General features: G+C 42.8%; 10 protein-coding genes. 8 read left to right on the top strand and 2 right to left on the bottom strand.

The genetic code is table 11. From position 1 onward, the window contains the following. Positions 1 to 169 precede the first annotated feature (169 nt). From G7092_RS10220 to G7092_RS10190, 7 genes are all read left to right on the top strand, one after another. Positions 170 to 4,357 carry a hybrid sensor histidine kinase/response regulator transcription factor gene (locus G7092_RS10220; RefSeq protein WP_166088818.1) on the top strand — a complete coding sequence of 1,396 codons (4,188 nt, stop codon included), beginning with the start codon at positions 170 to 172 and terminating at the stop codon, positions 4,355 to 4,357. An 834-nt stretch (positions 4,358 to 5,191) separates the two neighbouring features. After that, positions 5,192 to 8,410: a SusC/RagA family TonB-linked outer membrane protein gene (locus G7092_RS10215; protein ID WP_202985250.1), complete on the top strand. Its 3,219-nt coding sequence runs from the start codon at positions 5,192 to 5,194 to the stop codon at positions 8,408 to 8,410. Positions 8,411 to 8,421: 11 nt separating this feature from the next. Further along, positions 8,422 to 10,101 (top strand): RagB/SusD family nutrient uptake outer membrane protein, encoded by a 1,680-nt coding sequence (locus G7092_RS10210; RefSeq protein ID WP_166088816.1) that lies wholly within the window; start codon positions 8,422 to 8,424, stop codon positions 10,099 to 10,101. Between the two features lie 145 nt (positions 10,102 to 10,246). Continuing rightward, complete coding sequence (locus G7092_RS10205; RefSeq protein WP_166088814.1) at positions 10,247 to 10,573, top strand: hypothetical protein; 327 nt, start codon at positions 10,247 to 10,249, stop codon at positions 10,571 to 10,573. Positions 10,574 to 10,700: 127 nt separating this feature from the next. After that, complete coding sequence (locus G7092_RS10200) at positions 10,701 to 12,197, top strand: RICIN domain-containing protein (RefSeq protein ID WP_166088812.1); 1,497 nt, start codon at positions 10,701 to 10,703, stop codon at positions 12,195 to 12,197. A gap of 50 nt (positions 12,198 to 12,247) precedes the next feature. Beyond that, the gene (locus G7092_RS10195; protein WP_166088810.1) at positions 12,248 to 13,768 is read left to right on the top strand and encodes a glycoside hydrolase; all 1,521 of its coding nucleotides are present in this window, start codon (positions 12,248 to 12,250) and stop codon (positions 13,766 to 13,768) included. 184 nt (positions 13,769 to 13,952) lie between these two features. After that, complete coding sequence (locus G7092_RS10190; protein ID WP_166088808.1) at positions 13,953 to 14,357, top strand: DoxX family protein; 405 nt, start codon at positions 13,953 to 13,955, stop codon at positions 14,355 to 14,357. Positions 14,358 to 14,445: 88 nt separating this feature from the next. Here G7092_RS10190 and G7092_RS10185 read toward each other — a convergent pair whose 3' ends face one another. After that, positions 14,446 to 15,432, bottom strand: a complete 987-nt coding sequence (locus G7092_RS10185; protein WP_166088806.1) for a 3-keto-disaccharide hydrolase — start codon at positions 15,430 to 15,432, stop codon at positions 14,446 to 14,448. A 188-nt stretch (positions 15,433 to 15,620) separates the two neighbouring features. On the opposite strand from G7092_RS10185, the gene G7092_RS10180 reads away from it, so the two are divergent. Then, complete coding sequence (locus G7092_RS10180) at positions 15,621 to 18,047, top strand: TonB-dependent receptor (protein ID WP_166088804.1); 2,427 nt, start codon at positions 15,621 to 15,623, stop codon at positions 18,045 to 18,047. Between the two features lie 66 nt (positions 18,048 to 18,113). Here the strand turns inward: G7092_RS10180 and G7092_RS10175 are convergent, their stop codons facing one another. Beyond that, positions 18,114 to 19,784 carry a RagB/SusD family nutrient uptake outer membrane protein gene (locus G7092_RS10175; protein WP_166088802.1) on the bottom strand — a complete coding sequence of 557 codons (1,671 nt, stop codon included), beginning with the start codon at positions 19,782 to 19,784 and terminating at the stop codon, positions 18,114 to 18,116. Positions 19,785 to 19,790 lie beyond the last annotated feature (6 nt).

Below are 19,790 nucleotides of genomic sequence, written 5' to 3'. Positions count from 1 at the left end.
AATGTTTTAGCAAGGCTTTTCTAATACCGGTAGGTTAAAATGGTCAAGGAGCTTTGAAGAGATGACAAAAATAAATTGCAGATGAGCCTGATAATTATTGTATTTTAAACAATTAATAGGTAGTTTTAATCCCCAGTTATAATGTAATTGACAACCTGAAATTATTTTAATGGAAAAAAAATACCCCTTTTGTTTTTTTCTTTTGCTCATCGTTTCCCTGGCTTGCGCCCAGTCTCCGATAAAGAATAAGATTTTAAACTATTCTTTAAAGAATGGTCTTTCTTTCGGCATTGTAAACAGCATTACGCAGGATGATAAGGGCTTTATGTGGTTTGCCACCAACGACGGTTTGAATCGTTTTGACGGCACAACTTTTAAGATCTTTAAATCGCGCCAGGGCGATGCTGCAAGTTTGGCCAGTAATTATGTACAGAAGGTTTTTTGTGATATGTATGGGAACATCTGGGTATCATCAAGAAATGGGCTCAGTAAACTGGATACGCGGACAGAAAAATTTATCCACTATAAATTATCCTCCAATCGTGCAATTAAAAACGATGTAGGGAATATTGTACAAAGCCACAATGGCAATTTATGGATAACCACCTATGGTTTAGGTTTTTCCTATTTTGATATCCATTCGGCTAAGTTCACTAATTATACGCAGGCCAATTTACCCCAGCTATCCAGTAACCGGGTTATAAGTTTGTTTGAAGATTCAAAGGGTTTGTTATGGGTTGGTACCCAGGAAACAGGCATCAATGTATTTGAACATAAAAAAGGTATCATCACCAACAAAAAAAACCTGGTATCTCCAATCCAAAACCTTCCTGCAGCGCGGATCAATGACATTTTTGAAGATCATTTTCATAATATCTGGATAGCAACCGGAAACGGGCTTTTATACTATCACCGGCAGTCAAATAAATTTACCTTATTGCAAACCACACAGCCTGGTATAAAAAGCAAAAGATATATTTCTGTTATGGAGGATAGCAATAAGCAATTGCTTGTTGGCTTGCAGGATGGCGGATTATATAAGGTAAATCTGGGAACAAGCCCGGATTATAACACAGCAGGCTTTTTATTGCAACCGGTAACCGGCGATGATGGCTATTACCTTACGCAACGCTCTGTTCAGGCGCTTTACATTGATAAAGACAAGAATATTTGGGTGGGCACCTACGGTGATGGTATTTATATGGTCAGTAATATCAAAGACAAATTTTCGGGGATCACCAGGAAACGGATTGAACCCAGCGGCGAAAGTTTGATAAGGTTTTATGGGATGTGTCAGGACCGGGACGGCTTTTTATGGTTCGGAACCGATGGCGAAGGGATATTTAAAACCGGCCATAACGGCAACCTGATTAAACAGTATAAGGCTGATGGTAAACCCGGAAGTATTACCGATAATGCTATTTTATATGGTTATAGTGATCAGGATGGTAATCTCTGGTTTGGTACTTATGCCAGGGGACTTTTTCTGTATCATCAAAAAACAGACTCATTTACCAATTACGCGCATAATCCGGCTGATAGTAAAAGCCTTGCCGGTAATGATGTGCGGGTTATTTTTCAGGATAGCCATAAAAACTTATGGGTTGGAACCAATGGCGGGGGCCTGAGCTTATTTAATGCTGATACCCAAATATTTACTAACTACACACCTGCCAATAGTGGTCTTACTTCTTACGATGTACGCTCCATTGCCGAAGACGAAAAGGGTAACCTATGGATAGGCACTTACGGCGGCGGACTCGATTTTTACGATTCAAAACAAAATAGGTTTGAACGATATTTTAAACCTGCCGACGAAAAGAATAATTTACCCAGCCAGGTGATTTTTTCAATTTACCCCGATAAACAACACCGCTTATGGCTAGGGACTGAGGGCGATGGGCTGATTTCCTACGATCTTAAAAAAAGGGTTTTTAAGAAATTTAATGAAACCAATGGTTTGGCAAATAATACGGTATCGGCTATCAAAGAATCGGCCAATGGTTCTTTATGGTTAAGTACCAATAAAGGCATATCCAATATTAATATCCTTACGGATAAAGTGGTGAATTACGATCAGTCTGATGGTTTACAGGCCGGACAATTTAACGCAGGATCGGTTTTGCGCGATTCGGGCAACGGACTCCTGTATTTTGGAGGTACAGAGGGCCTCAACTTTTTTGACCCCGAAAAAGTAACGCCAAGCAATTATCAGCCAAAGGTTATCATCACCGGCCTGCAAATTTTTGGTAAACAGGTAGAGGTGGGTGCTCTGGATGGTAACCGGACGGTATTACCCGAAGCCATCAGCGAAACCCGGCAAATTACGCTGCAGCCAGATCAGTCGGTATTTTCTATTCAGTATGCCTCGTTAAATTATACCTACCCGCAGAAGGGTAGTTTCGCCTACAAACTGGAAGGACTTGATAAATCATGGAACTATGTAGGCAATCAAAGGCTGGCCACTTATCGTTATTTGGAACCCGGCGATTACACATTTAAGGTTAAAGCTTCCAACCAGGATGGTGTATGGTTTAAAAATTGTGCTGTCATTAAAATAAAAATCATGCCGCCCTGGTATAAAACATGGTGGGCTTACCTGATCTGTTTACTCGCAGCCGGATTGATCATTTATTACTATTTGCTGTACAAAGCCAGGCAAACAAAACTTAAATATGAAATAAAAGTTGCCCAGTTATCGGCAGAAAAAGATAAAGAACTTAATGAGCGCAAGCTTTCGTTTTTTACTAACATTTCGCATGAGTTTCGTACACCGCTCACGCTGATCATTAATCCGGTTAAGGATATGTTGTTTGGCAAGGGCGGGCAGGATAGCGATCCCGGTAATTTACATATTGTTTACCGTAACGCGCGCCGTTTGCTGAGCCTGGTTGATCAGTTATTGCTTTTTAGAAAGGCAGAGAGCGATACGGATAAGCTTAAAATAGTACGACTTAATATAGTGACCCTTTGTCATGAAGTATTCTTATGTTTTAATCACCAGGCCCGTACCAAACATATACAGTTTGATTTTTCGAGCGAAAAAGAAGTAATTCAAATATTTGCCGACAGGGAAAAAATAGAAATAGCCTTATTCAATCTGATATCAAACGCCTTGAAATTTACTCCTGAACATGGGTTGGTAAGCTGTACCATAACAGATCAGGATAACCGGGTTAGTATCCAAATAAAAGATAGCGGCTGTGGCATAGCCGAAGGTATAGGCGATCAACTATTCAACAAGTTTTACCAATTACAAAACGCGACACCCCTGGCGGGTGGCTTTGGTATAGGGCTTTACCTGGTGAAGGCATTTATTGAAAGTCACCAAGGTAGTATCAGTTACGTAAGTGAGCAGGGACAGGGCACCTTGTTCCATGTTGTACTCCTAAAAGGGAAAGATCATTTTGGTGAGCAGCTTATTTTTGAGGATGTTGCGGAATCATCGGTGTTTTTAGACGAATTGATAGAGAACAAGGGTGAATTGGCTGCAGAGCAATCCAGAGCCATGTCTACTATTAAAAGCCCGGAAGCTTTAAGCTCGGATACCAAGACAATGTTGCTGATAGATGATAACCAGCAGATCCGCATTTATCTTAAACAGATATTTGCCGGTGAATTTGAGATTTTTGAAGCCGATAATGGAACCAATGGACTTGAATTGGTTTATCAGCTGGTGCCGGATATTGTGATAAGTGATGTGATGATGCAGGGTCTGAGCGGTATAGAACTGTGTAGCCGTATTAAAGAGGATCCGTTGTTAAACCATATCCCGGTAATATTGCTAACTGCCAGTTCATCACCCGAAATTAAGCTCAAAGGTATTGAAGGCGGTGCCGACGATTACATCAGCAAGCCTTTTGAAAAAGAAATACTGATTGCCCGTGTTAACGGCATCCTGAAAAGCAGGAACAATCTGCAAAAGTATTTTTATAACGAAATCACGCTCAATAAATCCAATGATTTAAAGATCTCGCCCGAGTACAAAGAGTTTTTAGAAAAATGCCTCAAAATTGTAGAACAGCATTTAACCGACCCTGAGTTTAGCATAAAAACGCTGGCCTCTGAGATCGGGATGAGTCACTCTAATTTGTATAAGCGCATCAAATCCATTTCGGGCCAATCGGCCAATGGTTTTATCCGTTTTATCAGGTTAAGAAAGGCAGCAGAGATCCTGCTATCCACAGATAGCACAGTTTATGAAACCGCTTCAATGGTGGGTATCAACGATCTTAAATATTTCAGGGAGCAATTCAATAAACTTTTCGGTATCAACCCTTCGGAATACGTGAAAAAATACCGCAAGCCTTTTCATAATAACTATAATGTTAACCGCGATATGGTTAAGGATAATTGACCATACTAAAGGTTTTTAATTAAGAATTCATTTTTAGTTCCCTCCCCACGGGAGGGGCGCGTAGGGTAGGTGTAGTGGCAGGGAGGGGTTTCTATACGCGATGATTATCCTGTTCCATAAACCTCTTCCTCCCCTTCCCGAGGGAAGGAATCGCACCAGCCCAGGCTTTTTTGATGGCTGTCATGCTGAGCTCCGTCGAAGCATGGTGGGTAGGCCTCTGCGCACGCCCCTTCGACAAGCTCAGGGTGACAGGCCTGGACATTATTTGCTCGTTTATAATTCCCTCAGAGGCTCTTTCAAAAGACCCAAAGTTGGTTTACATAAAAACTCACTATTTGTTGGTTTTTTTAAGTTAAATATTTGATTATTAATAAATTATAAAAATTTTAATCCTAAAAAGTGTAAACCCATGTAAACCCACTTTTTACAGCTCTTTCAGGGGAGACTCTGAGAGCGCCTAAAAGCATGGGATATGTTCGATTCCCTCCCTTGGGAGGGTAGGGAGGGGTTTCTACGGTTTGCATCATGAATAAGCACCCTCAATAATTAGTGATATGATTTTACCCCCTGATCAAAAAGGCCCAAAGAAGCCTGCAATGGTCTTTTTTTATGATTTTATCCCGTTTTAAATCCGAATTTGCCCCTCACTTGCTCATACAATTTAGCCTCATTTTAGCTTCACCAATAACCAAGGTGTAAACCAAACTTTTGTATCTGGCACTAATTTGACACGGATAGCTGAAAAGGCAATTAACCAGCTTTAACCGTTTGCCCATAGCCGTGCCTTTTATGGAGTAAGGTTTAAACCAAATTTTAAACCCCAATTAAAAACATATGAAACTAATTTTACATGTAAAGGATTCTCCTCATCGGAAAAGAGCACCCCGTTTTTTCCTGCTGCTTGCAAGTATCACCATTACCTGCCTGATCACTTGCCAGATGTATTCACCAGCCTTCGCCAATAACAGTAAGGTACTCAGCGTACAGGATGCGAAAATAAGCGGTAAAGTAACCGACGAAAAAGGCGAAACATTACCCGGCGTTAGTGTTACCCTGAAAGGAACTACTACAGGTGTTTTAACAGATGTTAATGGTAAGTTTTCACTTAATGTACCTAACGCTTCATCAGGTACGCTGGTGTTTACTTATATCGGCTATGTAACACAGGAAGTAACTTTAAGCGGACAGGCAGATATCAACGTACAATTACAACCCGAATCAAAATCATTGAACGAGGTAGTGGTTGTGGGCTATGGTACGCAGAAAAAAGCAACCCTCACCGGTTCTATCTCCGTTGTAAAGGGAGGCGACCTGGTTAAAAGTCCGCAGCCCAACGTTTCAAGCTCATTCGCGGGTCGTGTACCCGGTGTTATTGCCAGCAACGGATCGGGCGAACCGGGTTATGATGGTTCCAATATTTCTATCAGGGGTTTGGCCACAACCGGCAGCAATTCGGTGTTGATTGTTGTGGATGGTATCCCGGGTCAGATTGGTGGCCTCGAGCGCCTTGATCCTAATGATATCGAGAGTGTTTCGGTATTAAAAGATGCGTCTGCGGCTGTGTATGGAAATCGCGCGGCAAATGGTGTTATTCTCATAACTACCAAACATGGTAAAACAGGTAAGGCTGCCATTTCTTATAACTTTAATGAAGGATTCAGTTCGCCAACACGTTTGCCTAAATTGGCCGATGCGCCAACCTACGCGCAGATATTGAATGATATCAATTACTATGATAATCCGGCAGGTGGTTTTAACCAGGCTTACAGCGCCGCTCAGATCCAAAAATTCAGAGACGGTTCCGACCCGCTTAATTACCCAAACACCGACTGGGAAAAACTAACCTTAAAGAACTATGCCTTACAAAACCAACAGAATGTAACAGTTACCGGTGGTTCTGACGATATTAAATATTACACTTCCGTTGGTATTACCTCACAAGGTGGGCTTTATAAAAATGGCGCTGCAAAATACAACCAGTATAACTTCAGGTCGAATATCGACGCTACAGTTGCCAAGGGATTTAAAGTAGGACTATCTTTACAGGGCAGGGAAGAAGACAGGCAATTTCCAACCACCTCGGCCGCCAATAATTTTAGGGGTATTTACAGGGGATATCCAACTGTGGCTGCTTTTTATCCCAATGGTTTGCCTACTTCAGGGTTCGATAATACAAATCCAGCCCTTACACCAACAAGTATTGGCGGTACTATTAATAACCCTACACAAACTTTTAACGGTATACTCAAAGCCAGCTACGATATCCCGGGTGTTCAGGGTCTTTCGCTCGATGGCTTCTTCTCTGCAGATAAAACAGGTGTGTTTAACAAAACATTTAATACGCCTTACACCGTTTATACCTATAACAGCGCTACCAATATTTATACCCCAAGCACACAGGGTGGCTCAAACGGAAGGCCTTATTTGTATGAGTCGCAGCTTAACCAGTCGCTCATTACATCCAACATTAAGCTGAATTTTGTAAGGCAGCTGGGTAAAAACAATATCAATGCCTTTGTAGCTTACGAGCAAAGTAAAAATACCTATAATTTCTTTTGGGCCCAGCGAAACAATTTTCCAACGGCTACTACACCAGAGCTTTCGCAAGGCGGCAGCGCACCAAGTGATGCAACCAATGGGGGCAGCAGCAGCGATAACAATGGCAACTACAATTATAACCGTCGCAGTGTGATCAGCAGGCTGGCCTATAATTATGATGAAAAGTATTTGTTGGAGGCCCAGTTCCGTGCAGATGGTTCATCTCTTTTTGCTCCCGGTCACCAATGGGGATATTTCCCTTCCATATCCGGTGGTTATCGTATATCTAAAGAGAGGTGGTTTCAGGACAAAATTAAATTTATCGACGATCTGAAGATCAGAGCTTCCTATGGTGTTTTAGGTGATGACAACATAGCTCCTTACCAGTATATTGATAATTACGCTTTTAATAATTCGGTAGTTCTGGATAATGGCTCAGGCGCTTCACCTCAACCGGGCATCGATCAAACCAAGCTTGCAAACCCTAATATTACCTGGGAAAAGGCCAAAAAGACCGATATTGGTATTAATGCGGTATTCTTAAAAAACTTTACCTTAGAGGCTATCTATTTCCGCCAGGTGCGATCAGATATCCTGGCTTACCGTAACGGCTCTCTTCCCGGTACTTCCGGAATAGTGAACCCATCTGATGGCAATCCATTAGTGCCCGCAGAAAATATTGGCAAGGTTAACAGTGCCGGTTTCGAAGCAACATTAGGCTATAATCATCCCGGTACATTCTCCTGGGGGGTGTCGGGCAACTTTACCTATGCTAAAAGCAAAATCATTTATATAGATGAGGCTGCCGGTGTATTACCTTACCAGCGCCAAACAGGTCAACCTTTAAACACCTATTTATTATATAAAGCCATCGGTATTTTCAGAAGCCAGGCGCAATTGGATAATACGCCGCATGTGCCTGGTGCACAGGTTGGGGATCTTATTTATGCTGATGTTAATCACGACGGGCAAATAACAGCCGCCGATCAGGAGCGATCTAAATATGGTAATATCCCACAAATAGTTTACGGTTTAAACCTTACCGCCGCTTACAAAAATTTCGACCTGTCGGTTTTATTTGCAGGGCAGGCCCAGGTAAGCCAGTATGTATTACCTGAATCTGGTGTTATCGGTAATTTTTACAGTTCATGGGCCAATAATGCCTGGAGCCCAAGCAACCCGAACGGATCATATCCAAAAGTATCAGACAGGGCTTCAAGCGCGGTAAGCGGTGGTTTATATAACAGCACCTTCTGGCTTAACGATGCTTCGTTTTTAAGATTGAAGAATGTTCAGCTGGGTTATACGCTATCGTCGCAAACGTTATCACGGCTCCATATCAAAGGCGTCAGGGTTTTTGTAAGCGGTTTCAACCTGTTAACATTTACCAAAGTGAAAGACTACGATCCTGAAGGAACCAATGGCAGTGGTCAATTCGGTGGCGCCCAGTATGGCAGCGGTCAGTTCTATCCGCAACAAAAGATAATTAACCTGGGCGCAAACATTAAATTTTAATATTCAGCATTATGAAAAATATAAAATATATAACAGGCTGCCTGGCGCTTTGCGTTGTGTTTATGACATCCTGTAAAAAAGATTTCCTATCCACACCACCTACCGACAGAATAAGTAATGCCTCTATTTTATCCGATACATCACTTTTTGAAGCTTATGTGATCAACAGGTATATCGGTGTTAAATTACAGGATAAAGAAGATGACGATACCGGTTTTGGCCGGGGCTTTCAATGGGCACTTTGGAGCTCACTGACAGACGAATCGATATACAACAACAATGATAATACCTGGGTTATCCAGCAAGGTCAGTTAGCTCCTAACAATCTTGGCGATGCGGGGACTATTTGGGCACGCAGTTACCGTAGTATCCGGGAATGTAATTATGCTTTAAGCGTTATAAACGGTTTGCCATTAAGCGCCGGGCATAAAAATAAACTGATCGGCGAGCTTGAATTTATCAGGGCGTTCAGGTATCAGGATCTTATCCGTAACTATGGTGGTGTTGTATTAATGGGTGATAAGGTAACCGAACTAACGGATAACCTGCAGGATCCGAGCCTTTTTAATCGTGCTTCTATTACGGAATCTATTACTTATGCCAGTTCTCAATTGGACGATGCAGCCTCAAGGCTCCCGGTGGATAACGGCACAACATGGGCCTTAGGCAGGGCAACAAAGGGTGCTGCGTTGGCTCTAAAATCAAGATTACTGCTTTATGCTGCTAGCCCTTTATATAATGCAGGGACCTGGCAGGCTGCCGCCGCGGCCGCTAAAGCAGTGATGGATCTGGGCAAATACAGTTTGTTCCAGGGCGGCTATGGCCAGTTATTTTTAACACCCAATAGTAACGAAATTATATTTGAAAGGTTATTTTACCCGGTTACAGCGGCCCACCTCCCTATAGAGCTGGACAATGGACCTAACAGTTATGGCGGTTATGGTGGTAATGTACCCCTGCAAAATATGGTAGATGCTTATCCAATGAGTAATGGCAAAGCGATCACCGATCCGGCATCGGGTTATGATTCACAAAACCCATATGTTAACCGCGATCCGCGGTTTTATGCAACTATTCTTTACAATGGGGCGCCATACAGGGGCAATGTTGTCCAGGTATTTTTGCCGGGTGGCAAAGACAGTAACCAGGGTCCGAATCCGCAAAACGCGAGTAAAACCGGTTATTACCTGAGAAAATTTGCGAATGATAATTATTCTATCACCAATTCAAGCGAGGCAGGTGCACAGCCTTGGATCTATTTCAGGTATGCCGAAATTCTGCTTAACTATGCCGAAGCACAAAATGAAGCCGTTGGGCCCGACGCGAGCGTTTACCAGGCCATTAACACCATCAGGCAGCGCGCATCTGTGAATATGCCTGTGTTGTCGGGCTTATCGCAAAATGATATGCGTACCGCTATCAGAAATGAAAGACAGATTGAGCTTGCTTTTGAAGAACACCGCTTTTACGATGTGCGCAGGTGGAAAATTGCCGATCAAACTGAAAATGTTCCTGCTTATGGTGTAGCGGTAGGTATAAATACAGCCAACGCTTCTGGCTACAGTTATGCTCCAAAGATAGCGTTAACCGGCCGCGCGTTTCAGTCGCAGCATTATTGGTTGCCAATACCTTTGGCCGAGATACAGGCTTCAAACGGACAGTTAAAACAAAATCCGGGCTATACAAATTAAAAATCCCAAATACCTATATCAATCAGGGAGGCCCGGTAGGGTCTCCTTTTAAACAACATTTCAAATCAATTAAAACCATACAATTATGAAAACAAAAATGTTAATTCTCTTCCTGTGCTTTTCTTCGTTTTTCGTTTCTCAGTCTATGAAAATTGAAAAACATGCTGTAACCCATCCGTACAAATTTAGTATCGGTGTCAATTACTATAATACAACATCCTACACTTGTACCATAGAATTGAGCGGCCCAACCACCCACACCATCACTGTTGCACCCGGAACCACCGGAAGTTACGGACCTATAACTCCTGGCCAGTACACCGTAGGTATTTATACTACCGGACCGGGTACTTACAATTATCGTTTAGATGGGGGCGGGAGCACACCAACGTTCATCAATAACGCTAATGGTCACGGAGCTGTTTATACCATAAACGCGCAAAACAACCTCACCGTAGGTATTACTAATTAGTGGCACGCATTGTATTTTCGATACCGTGCGATTGAATCGGTTCAAAGTACCGGTTGCTGATAAAATTATTCTGGGGGGGCGGGAAAGTTTTCGCCCCTTTTTACCTCATACTAACCTATACCAAATTATGAAAAACCAAGGCATTTTACTAATAGCGGGGTGTTGTTTGATGGCAGGGTGTAAAAAGGATATTACCGCGGTAAAAGGATCGTCATCCACAGACGACGTAAAAACAAAAACAATAAAACTTAACTCGACGCCGGCAAGCGCTCTTCAGGGCGTGAACTGGGCTTGTGATAGTGATAATTTCAGCGATGGGATACTGGTGTTAAGCGGTTTAACATCATCAGACAGTTATGCTACCGTATCTGCAAAGGCTGATGCCATATTATCGGGCATTCAAACCAATACAGGAGCAAACACAGTCCGGTTACCTGTCAATTACTCCACTGTATCACAAACCTGGTGGAATTCTTACACCGGCGTTATTGATAAAGCTGTAAGCAAAGGAATGAACGTGATACTGGGATATTGGGAAGGCAAATCATCACAGGATGGTAAGATTGATAACACTACCCAATTCTGGTCTATGTGGCAAACCGTTGTGACCAAATATGGCAACAACGCGCATGTATATTTCGAGATATTTAACGAACCGCATGGCTATTCTCTGTCAGACTGGACTACCATTTGTGCACAATGGCTGAGTACATATCCATCGGTGCCACAAGGACATATACTTATCGACGGAACATCATATGCGCAGGATATTACTGGTGTAGGTGCCGATAGCCGCTTTACTAACTGCCTGTTATCCATCCACGATTATACTTTTTTTAGCAGCGGAGGACTTACAACAGCGGCACAATGGGAAAATAGGGCGAAAGGCAATATCGGAAGTTATGGAAACCGCGCTGTATTTACGGAGTTTGGTGATACCATGAACAGTGGCATAAATTACACCGGCGCCATTGGCGGCAGTGCAGATATAGCTTACATACAAGGGTTAACTAATGTAATTAGGTCATTAGGTATGGGAGCTGTTTACTGGCCGGGTATTCGTAACGGTGATGGTTATGCTATACAACAGCTGGGTGGCAGTGCTGCCAGTCCAACGGTTAGTACCACCAATGCATCAGGCTTAAGCCGTTTAAAATATGCCTGGGGAGTTGGCGCTGGTGGTACCGATACCTTTTATACCGGAGCTTATTACCGCTTCCTGAACCTTAACAGCGGGCAGGCGCTTGATGTTAACGGAGCTTCAACTGCCAACGGTGCTGGTATTATACAATGGCCGCAAAATGGCGGCAACAATCAACAATGGCAAATTACCGATAACGGTGGTGGATATTATAAAATCACCAACCGCAACAGCGGCCAGGCGCTTGATGTTAATATGAGCTCAACAGCTAATGGCGCCGGTATTATACAGTGGCCATGGAACGGGGGTAATAACCAACAATGGCAGCTTACGGCCACTAGTACTGGCGTATATAAAACTATTAACCGTAACAGCGGTCTCGCGCTTGATGTTAATGGCGCCTCGACCGCTAATGGCGCGGGTATTATCCAATGGCCATGGGGCGGTGGCAACAACCAGCAATGGCAAATCGTACAACAATAAATTACAATAAAGCAGGATCGGAAGGTCCTGCTTTATTGTTGATCTGAATAATGATGATATCTACAACAAAAAAAATATTTCTTACAGGTATTGCTTTAGCGCTTAATGTTTCTTTAGCCATTGGCCAGCATAAGGAAGCGACCATCGATATTGATTTTTCGAAAACATACCAAACTATCAGCAATTTTGGTGCGTCTGATGCCTGGTCATGCCAGTTTGTAGGCAACTGGCCCGATGATAAGCGAAACAAAATTGCGGATCTGCTTTTTAGCCAGGATATTGATGCCGATGGTTCTCCAAAAGGAATTGGTTTATCATTATGGCGGTTCAATATAGGAGCTGGCAGTGCCCAGCAGGGAAGTGAAAGCGGCATTAATGACGAATGGCGTCGGGCTGAATCATTTTTAAATACCGATGGTACGTACAGCTGGCAAAATCAGGCCGGGCAGGTTTGGTTTTTAAAGGCGGCAAAAAAACGTGGTGTAAAGCAGTTTTTAGGTTTTACCAATAGCCCGCCGGTGCAGTTTACCATAAACAAAAAGGCTTACGCCAGCGGGGGAAAAGTAAATATTGATGCCGATCATTATGCCAATTTCGCTGCCTTTCTGGCAAAAGTTGTAAAAGGTGTAGAGCAGGTAAGTAAAGTTAAATTCGATTATATAAGCCCTATCAATGAGCCTCAGTGGGATTGGAGCGATGGCGGGCAGGAGGGGAGCCCTTATAACAACACGGAAATTGCCGGCGTCATCAGATCTATTAATAAAGAATTTGAGGCTAAAAAAATCGGTTCGAAAATTCTTGTTGGCGAAGCCGGGAGCATTAACTATCTATTTACCAAAGGTGATAAGCCAGGAAAAGGTAATCAAATAAATGATTTTTTTAAGTCGGGCTCTGCAAATTACCTCGGTGCTTTACCCGGTGTAAGTAAAACCATATCTGCACATAGTTACTTTACCACATCGCCACTGGCAACAGCTGTAAAGGTACGTAAGGAGCTGGCCGATAATGTAACGGCTATCAAAGGTCTCGGCTACTGGCAATCCGAATATTGTATTTTAGGTGATAATGCAGGCGAAATGGATGGTAGCAAACGCGACCTGGGTATTGATGCGGCCTTGTACCTGGCTTCGGTGATCCATACCGATCTTACGGTGGCTAATGCTTCGGCGTGGCAATGGTGGACAGCCATCTCAGCTTATGATTATAAAGATGGTCTTATTTATATAGATAAAAATAAAACCGATGGTAACTTTTATACCAGCAAAATGCTTTGGGCTATGGGTAATTATAGCAGGTTCATCAGACCAGGCGCCGTGCGGATTGGCGCGACAATTTCATCCTCAACGGGTAAACCGCTGCTTATTTCGGCCTTTAAGGATGGGAGAAATATAGTTGCGGTTATCATCAATCCTAATGCTGATGATGTGGTTGCAGATCTCAATAGCCAGGCTCGGTTTAATACCTTGTACCTAACGTCGCAGGTGGATGAACTTAAAGCCCGTAAAATTGATGGATCAAAAGTAACTGTCCCGTCCCGTTCGGTTATTACCCTTACGGGAGTTGTTAAGTAAAACAGATATTCTGTATCTATAAAAATAAGCCCCGTGCCATCCACTGGCACCGGGCTTATTTTTTATTTAATAATCAAAATGTCTTTCCCGTCATGCGTTTTGTCCGGTTCGCTTGAAAACTGCTCTGCCATTCAGTAAGTAAAGCCCATTTTTGAATCAACAAACAAATTAAAAACTAGAAATCATGACAACTAAAACAACAAAAACAATCTATTGGATAGGAACCGCGCTTACCTCTTTATGGTTTGGTACAAGCGGATTTTGTGAACTCACTGCCAACAAACTCGTTTGGGACATCACTTTAAAACTGGGTTACCCACCTCACTTTATTTACATATTAGGTGTTGCCAAAGTAGTAGGTATCGCTGTTCTTCTAATACCAGGTAAACTGCTCCGGTTAAAAGAGTGGGTGTTTGCAGGCATTTACTTCGATATTATCTTCGCTTTTGCCTCCAAAGTAAATGTGTTGGGGCTGGCAAGCGCCATAGATGCCATTATAGCGTTTATTATGGTAACGGTAACTTACACTATGTTCCGAAGGGTATATTCTGCCACCTACTTTAAACCGGCTAGCTACGCGATGAATTAATGGCCATGTTTAAAACAGAATGGCGCTTTAACAAAAATGCCTGAGCAGCTGCTCAGGCATTTTTGTTTTATTAGAATAGTTAACAGCCTTATTTAGCAGGCGTGATCACGATATTTCTATAATCAATCGGCCCATGATCTCCCTGGATCAAAATAGGTCCTGGTTCGCCTTCTTTACTATTGAAAGCTCCGCCGGTAATTCCTGGTATCTCCTGTCTGCATATCACCATAGTGCCATTGGCTACTATAGTAACCAGCCTGCCTACCAGTGTAATATCATATGATTGCCACTCTCCTGCGTCTTTTGCCATCATTTTGTTCGGCGGCAAAAAGCCATAAATGGCACTGAACTGGTTGTTGATAGGTTCCGGTTCGCCGCTTTTAACATCCATGATCTGTACTTCATACCGGCCTCTCAAATAAACTCCGCTATTGCTACCCTTTTGATAACGAAACTCAATATGCAGTTTAAAGTCATTAAAAGTTTTATCAGTGATCAGGTTAGCACCAGAGTGCAGGCTCCGTAAAATACCCGACTCAACAGTCCACTGATTTTTACCATCAGCATGCCAGCCTTTGGTGTCTTTACCATTAAACAATTTAATTGGCGTTCCCCAAACAGGATCCTTAGCCCTTATGAGTGATGGTGCCCGTACCCCGGTAAAGTGATAAGTTACCCCATCTGTATATACCATGGTACCCACTAATTCCTCGCCCTTCAGCTCAAATTCAAAATCCATATTCCGGTTTCCTTCTTCCCATTGGGGTGGGATAGAGAAACTATATTTACCATCATGCGGTTTAATTTCTGAGATAGGCCGCGCGCTTCCAAAAGCGTAGGTGAAACGACCGATGAGGATATGAGTGCCCGATTTTTGCACCTCTAACCATGACGGCAAACTTTTACCTGCCTTGTCTATAGTGATGTCCCATCGCCCGATAACAGCTGCATCGGACGCTTTTTCAAGCGGAACAGCTAAGGCATTGATTGCTGAAAAAAAGAACAATGATAAAATCATTTGTACCCGTATAAAACGGGAAATCTCCTTGTAGCTTGTAATTGGTGAGTTTTTCATAATCTCTAAATTACAAACTAACTGTCAATACTTGTTTAATTTATTAAAATTATCAATAGTTACAGATCCGGGAAACAGATGTGTATCTCCCTTAAAATGAATGAAAAATCCTATTTGGAACGGCTTTAAACAGTATTGTTTGAGAGCGATTTAAACGATACTTTTGCCCCATATCAAAATCACCAACTATGATAAAAAAAATTACTTATTGTTTACTTCTGTTCCTGCTACCCTCCTTAACTTTATTAGCACAAACAGCAACCATCAGTGGCTCTGTAAAAACAGCCGACGGAAAGCCCGCCGATCTGGTGAGCATAACTATTAAAGGGACTAACAAGGCCACTTTAACCGATAAAAATGGGCATTACCAGATTAAACGGGTAACACCGGGATCGCACACATTGGTAGCGTCTTTTATAGGGCTTGAGAAAAGGGAACAAACCATAGAGACACGGTCAGGTGAAACTCTACTGGTTAACTTTGTACTGAAAGAAAACTCCACCCAATTACAGGAGGTTGTAATTTCAACAAAAAAATCAAATAAGGTAAACTCCATTGTGGCTAAAATGCCCTTGAAAAACCTGGAGAACCCGCAGGTTTATAATACGGTTTCGTCCGAAATAATAAAACAGCAGGGTATTACCTCGTACGATGATGCGTTACGGAATGTGCCTGGAATTACCAAAACGTGGGGATCAACAGGCAGAGGCGGAGATGGCGGTACTTATTTCGCGATACGTGGTTTTCAAGGCCAGACAACATTGATGAATGGTCTATCCGGTTTAACCAGCGGAGACCTTGATTTAGCCGATGTGGAAGAGATACAAGTGATCAAGGGGCCATCAGGTACCTTATTTGGCGGGGCTTATTTAAGCTATGGCGGAATGATCAATACCATTACCAAGAAGCCGTATTTTACAACCGGCGGCGAGATTACTTATAACGTGGGTAGTTTTGGCTTAAACCGGGTTACGGCTGACGTCAACACCCCGCTGAGCAAAACAGAAAAAGTAGCATTGCGTGTAAACGCAGCATACACCGACCAAAATAGTTTTCAGAACGCGGGTTTTCAAAAATCTTTTTTTATAGCACCCGCTTTAACATATGAAGTGAATGATAAACTTTCGTTTCATTTCCTGACAGAGATATTGCAGGAAGAAAGGGCGGTGCCACCGATATTCTTTCCGTCTGACAGGATGAGCCCGCTACCTTTTAAAACGGTGAAGGATTTAAACCTGAATTACAATGAATCATTCATCAGTAATGATCTGACCATGAAAAACCCGAGGTTTAATTTGCAGGCCCAGATGCTGTATAAAATATCCAGCCAATGGACATCACAAACAGTGGTTTCGCGTACGACGGTAAAATCGAACGGTTACTATAGTTATATTTATGAGGATGGTGTGCCAACAGATCAATATTTTGGGCAAACCCTTCACAAAGATCAGCAAACAACCAGTACAACTGATGTACAGCAAAATTTTAATGGCGATTTCAAGATTGGGAACATGCGGAACCAGTTACTGATCGGGCTGGATTATTTTAGTCGTAATGCCATCAATAACGGGACAGGTTATGCCGTTGTAAGACATGTAACTCCACAGAGCGGCGAAGTTGCTTATCCGGTTCCGGGAACGCATGATACCATACCTCCGGTATATCTATCCCAGGGTTTGGTTGACAATCTTTTGGCAAGTAAGCCCGGAAATAGAAATAATGTCACCAATAGCGCATACAGCGCCTATGTTTCGGATGTGATTAATTTTACGCCGGCTTTGGCAGCTATGGCCAGTTTAAGGGTTGATCATTATGTAGCCAATAGTGCTGGCGGAGATAAGACTTCCAACTACAACCAAACATTTTTGTCACCAAAATTTGGATTGGTTTATCAGCCGGTTATGGATAAGGTGTCGATCTTTGCCAACTATATGAATGCTTTCATTAACGTCGATCCACGTTCGGTAGCTGATTCTTCAGGTAATAACCCAGGTATTCAGGCATTTAAGCCGGAGCATGCTAATCAATGGGAAGTAGGGGTGAAAACTAACCTGCTTTCGGATAAGTTAAACATTACGGTGTCATACTATGATATCCGGGTTTCAGACAGGGTATACACCGATCCGAACAATATAAATGGTTATCTTCAGGGAGGTACAGTAGGTAGTAAAGGTTTTGAGTTGGATATGAACGCCAACCCGGCCCCTGGTTTAAATCTTTTAGCGGGTTACAGCCATAACTCTATCAAAGTATTAAAAGGCAATGCCGGTGATTTTTATAACGAGCCAGGCAGAACCCCGGGTGGGCAAGGCGCTCCGGATCTGGCAAACTTGTGGGCAACATACAAATTTACCAGAGGCGATCTTAAGAACTTTGGTTTTGGGGTTGGCGGTAATTACGCCAGCGAACAAAAATCAATAGATAGTAGCGTAACGGGTATTTTTTACCTTCCAAGTTATGTATTGATCAATTCCAGTTTGTTTTATACTGCCGATAGTTACAGGATTACATTTAACCTGAATAACATCACCAATGAAAAATATTATATCGGTAATTATTCAATAATTCCGCAAGCGCAAAGGAACTTTGCTTTGAGCTTTGCTTATAAGTTTTAAGTAAGGGCTAAATCCAATAAAAAAAGCGCGACCTGCAACAGGTCGCGCTTTTTTTATTGGAGATGATCAATATCCCGGGTTTTGAGTTAAACTGGCATTGAGTGCCCTTTGTTGTTGTGGTATCGGGAACAATTCTTTGTTTGCATTGCTGGGCTGATGATCCCACCAGCTTGCGGTGCTGAACTTACCAAAACGGATCAGATCGTCCCGGCGAAAGCCTTCAAAAATAAACTCACGACCTCTCTCAGCCAATAGTTCGTTCAGTGTTAACGTAGCTGGGGTATAAGCTATGGTTGCCCAGTCTGCCGTGCTATATGCCCGCTTTTTACAATCGTTAATTAATTGTACAGCCTCAGCTGTAGCCGCACCGCCGTTTTTCCGCATGATGGCTTCGGCTTTGGCAAAATATATCCAGGTTAAACGGTAAATGTTCCAGTCGGTGTTATTATAGTTAGGATCAGGTGCTATACCTCCAAAACCAGCCACCTGGTTACCCAGTTTATATTTATTAAAGCGCACACCGCTGTTCTCTTCTCCTTCGCTCATGGTAGAGGGTAAAGCATTAGGATCTGTACCATTTTGCGCAGCAACCTTGTTTTTGCGGATGTTATCAACAAATACCAATTGCTGCCCGTCATACTCGTTGCCACCCGTAGCTATTACCGGCTGATTGTTATCAAAACGGAGCATAGGGCCTTGTAGTAACCAGCCTTTTTTCCGGAGGTCTTTGTCATCAAAAGTGGTATATACGCCTGGTATTAAAACCACACCGTCATTTCCATTGCGGCTGCCGCCATAGATAAACTGTTGCTGGAAATGGTAGAATTCGCCTGTCCAGGATGGTTGAAAGTTGGCCTTCTGAAACTCATAGCTGATAGAAAATATAACTTCTTTTGACTGATCGTTTGTGGGCTTAAACTGATCGTTGATGTTAGGGTCAAGAGCCATGGCGCCGTTTTGCCCACCTGCTTCGCCGTTAATGAGTTTGTTGGCTGCAGCTATACAATCATCCCACCTGGGTGTGCCCGACCATTTTTCGGCATTGAGGTATAATTCCACCAGCATGGCGTATCCACCAGCTTGCGTCATCCTGCCCAGCATATCCCGTGATAGTTTAGGTGCTTTGTCAATATTGTCTTTGATCTCTTTTTCAATAAAGGCGAAAACATCTTTACGAGCTACTGTATTAGGCTTTGCCGGTATACCTACTTGTGTTACCACAGGTATGTTGCCAAACAGATCCATCAGTTTTAAATAATGGAAAGCCCGCAATAGCTTCAACTCCGCAAGATAGGCGTCTTTTTCAGTTTGGGTGATCCCCATACGGTTCAGATCCAGTTTACTGATGTTTTCGATGGGATCATTACATAAACCCATGCCCCAGTACATTAACGACCAGGCATTGTTAATGCCGCCTTCGTCATTAGTCCAGGTATGGTAATGCAATCTTTTCCATTTGCCGCCATCTTCGCCATGCCTGCCTTTGGTTGGCCATGCCAGCTGATCGGCAGAAAGCTCGCTTGGGCGCCACCAGCCGTCCTGGCCGGATGGCGTAACCCAGGCATTGGCATGGGTATAAGGCCGCAAAACGGCCGAAAGAACCTCGTTTTTGTTATTATAAAAATTGCTTGTGAGCAGGGTATCATAAGCTTTTTCATCAAGCTTGGTACAAGCATTCCCGCATATTAATACAGCTACTAACAGGCTGTACCTGATCAGATAATTTAATTTTTTCATGTTATA

Source organism: Mucilaginibacter inviolabilis (assembly GCF_011089895.1).
Lineage (GTDB): Bacteria > Bacteroidota > Bacteroidia > Sphingobacteriales > Sphingobacteriaceae > Mucilaginibacter > Mucilaginibacter inviolabilis.
This window is presented reverse-complemented; position numbering and strand designations above follow the sequence as displayed.

Excerpts from the sequence above, each read along its gene's own strand:
- G7092_RS10200 (WP_166088812.1), top strand. The coding sequence starts at position 10,701 with ATGAAAAACCAAGGCATTTTACTAATAGCGGGGTGTTGTTTGATGGCA.
- G7092_RS10190 (WP_166088808.1), top strand. The coding sequence starts at position 13,953 with ATGACAACTAAAACAACAAAAACAATCTATTGGATAGGAACCGCGCTT.
- G7092_RS10185 (WP_166088806.1), bottom strand. The coding sequence starts at position 15,432 with ATGAAAAACTCACCAATTACAAGCTACAAGGAGATTTCCCGTTTTATA.
- G7092_RS10195 (WP_166088810.1), top strand. The coding sequence starts at position 12,248 with ATGATGATATCTACAACAAAAAAAATATTTCTTACAGGTATTGCTTTA.
- G7092_RS10175 (WP_166088802.1), bottom strand. The coding sequence starts at position 19,784 with ATGAAAAAATTAAATTATCTGATCAGGTACAGCCTGTTAGTAGCTGTA.
- G7092_RS10205 (WP_166088814.1), top strand. The coding sequence starts at position 10,247 with ATGAAAATTGAAAAACATGCTGTAACCCATCCGTACAAATTTAGTATC.
- G7092_RS10180 (WP_166088804.1), top strand. The coding sequence starts at position 15,621 with ATGATAAAAAAAATTACTTATTGTTTACTTCTGTTCCTGCTACCCTCC.
- G7092_RS10215 (WP_202985250.1), top strand. The coding sequence starts at position 5,192 with ATGAAACTAATTTTACATGTAAAGGATTCTCCTCATCGGAAAAGAGCA.
- G7092_RS10220 (WP_166088818.1), top strand. The coding sequence starts at position 170 with ATGGAAAAAAAATACCCCTTTTGTTTTTTTCTTTTGCTCATCGTTTCC.
- G7092_RS10210 (WP_166088816.1), top strand. The coding sequence starts at position 8,422 with ATGAAAAATATAAAATATATAACAGGCTGCCTGGCGCTTTGCGTTGTG.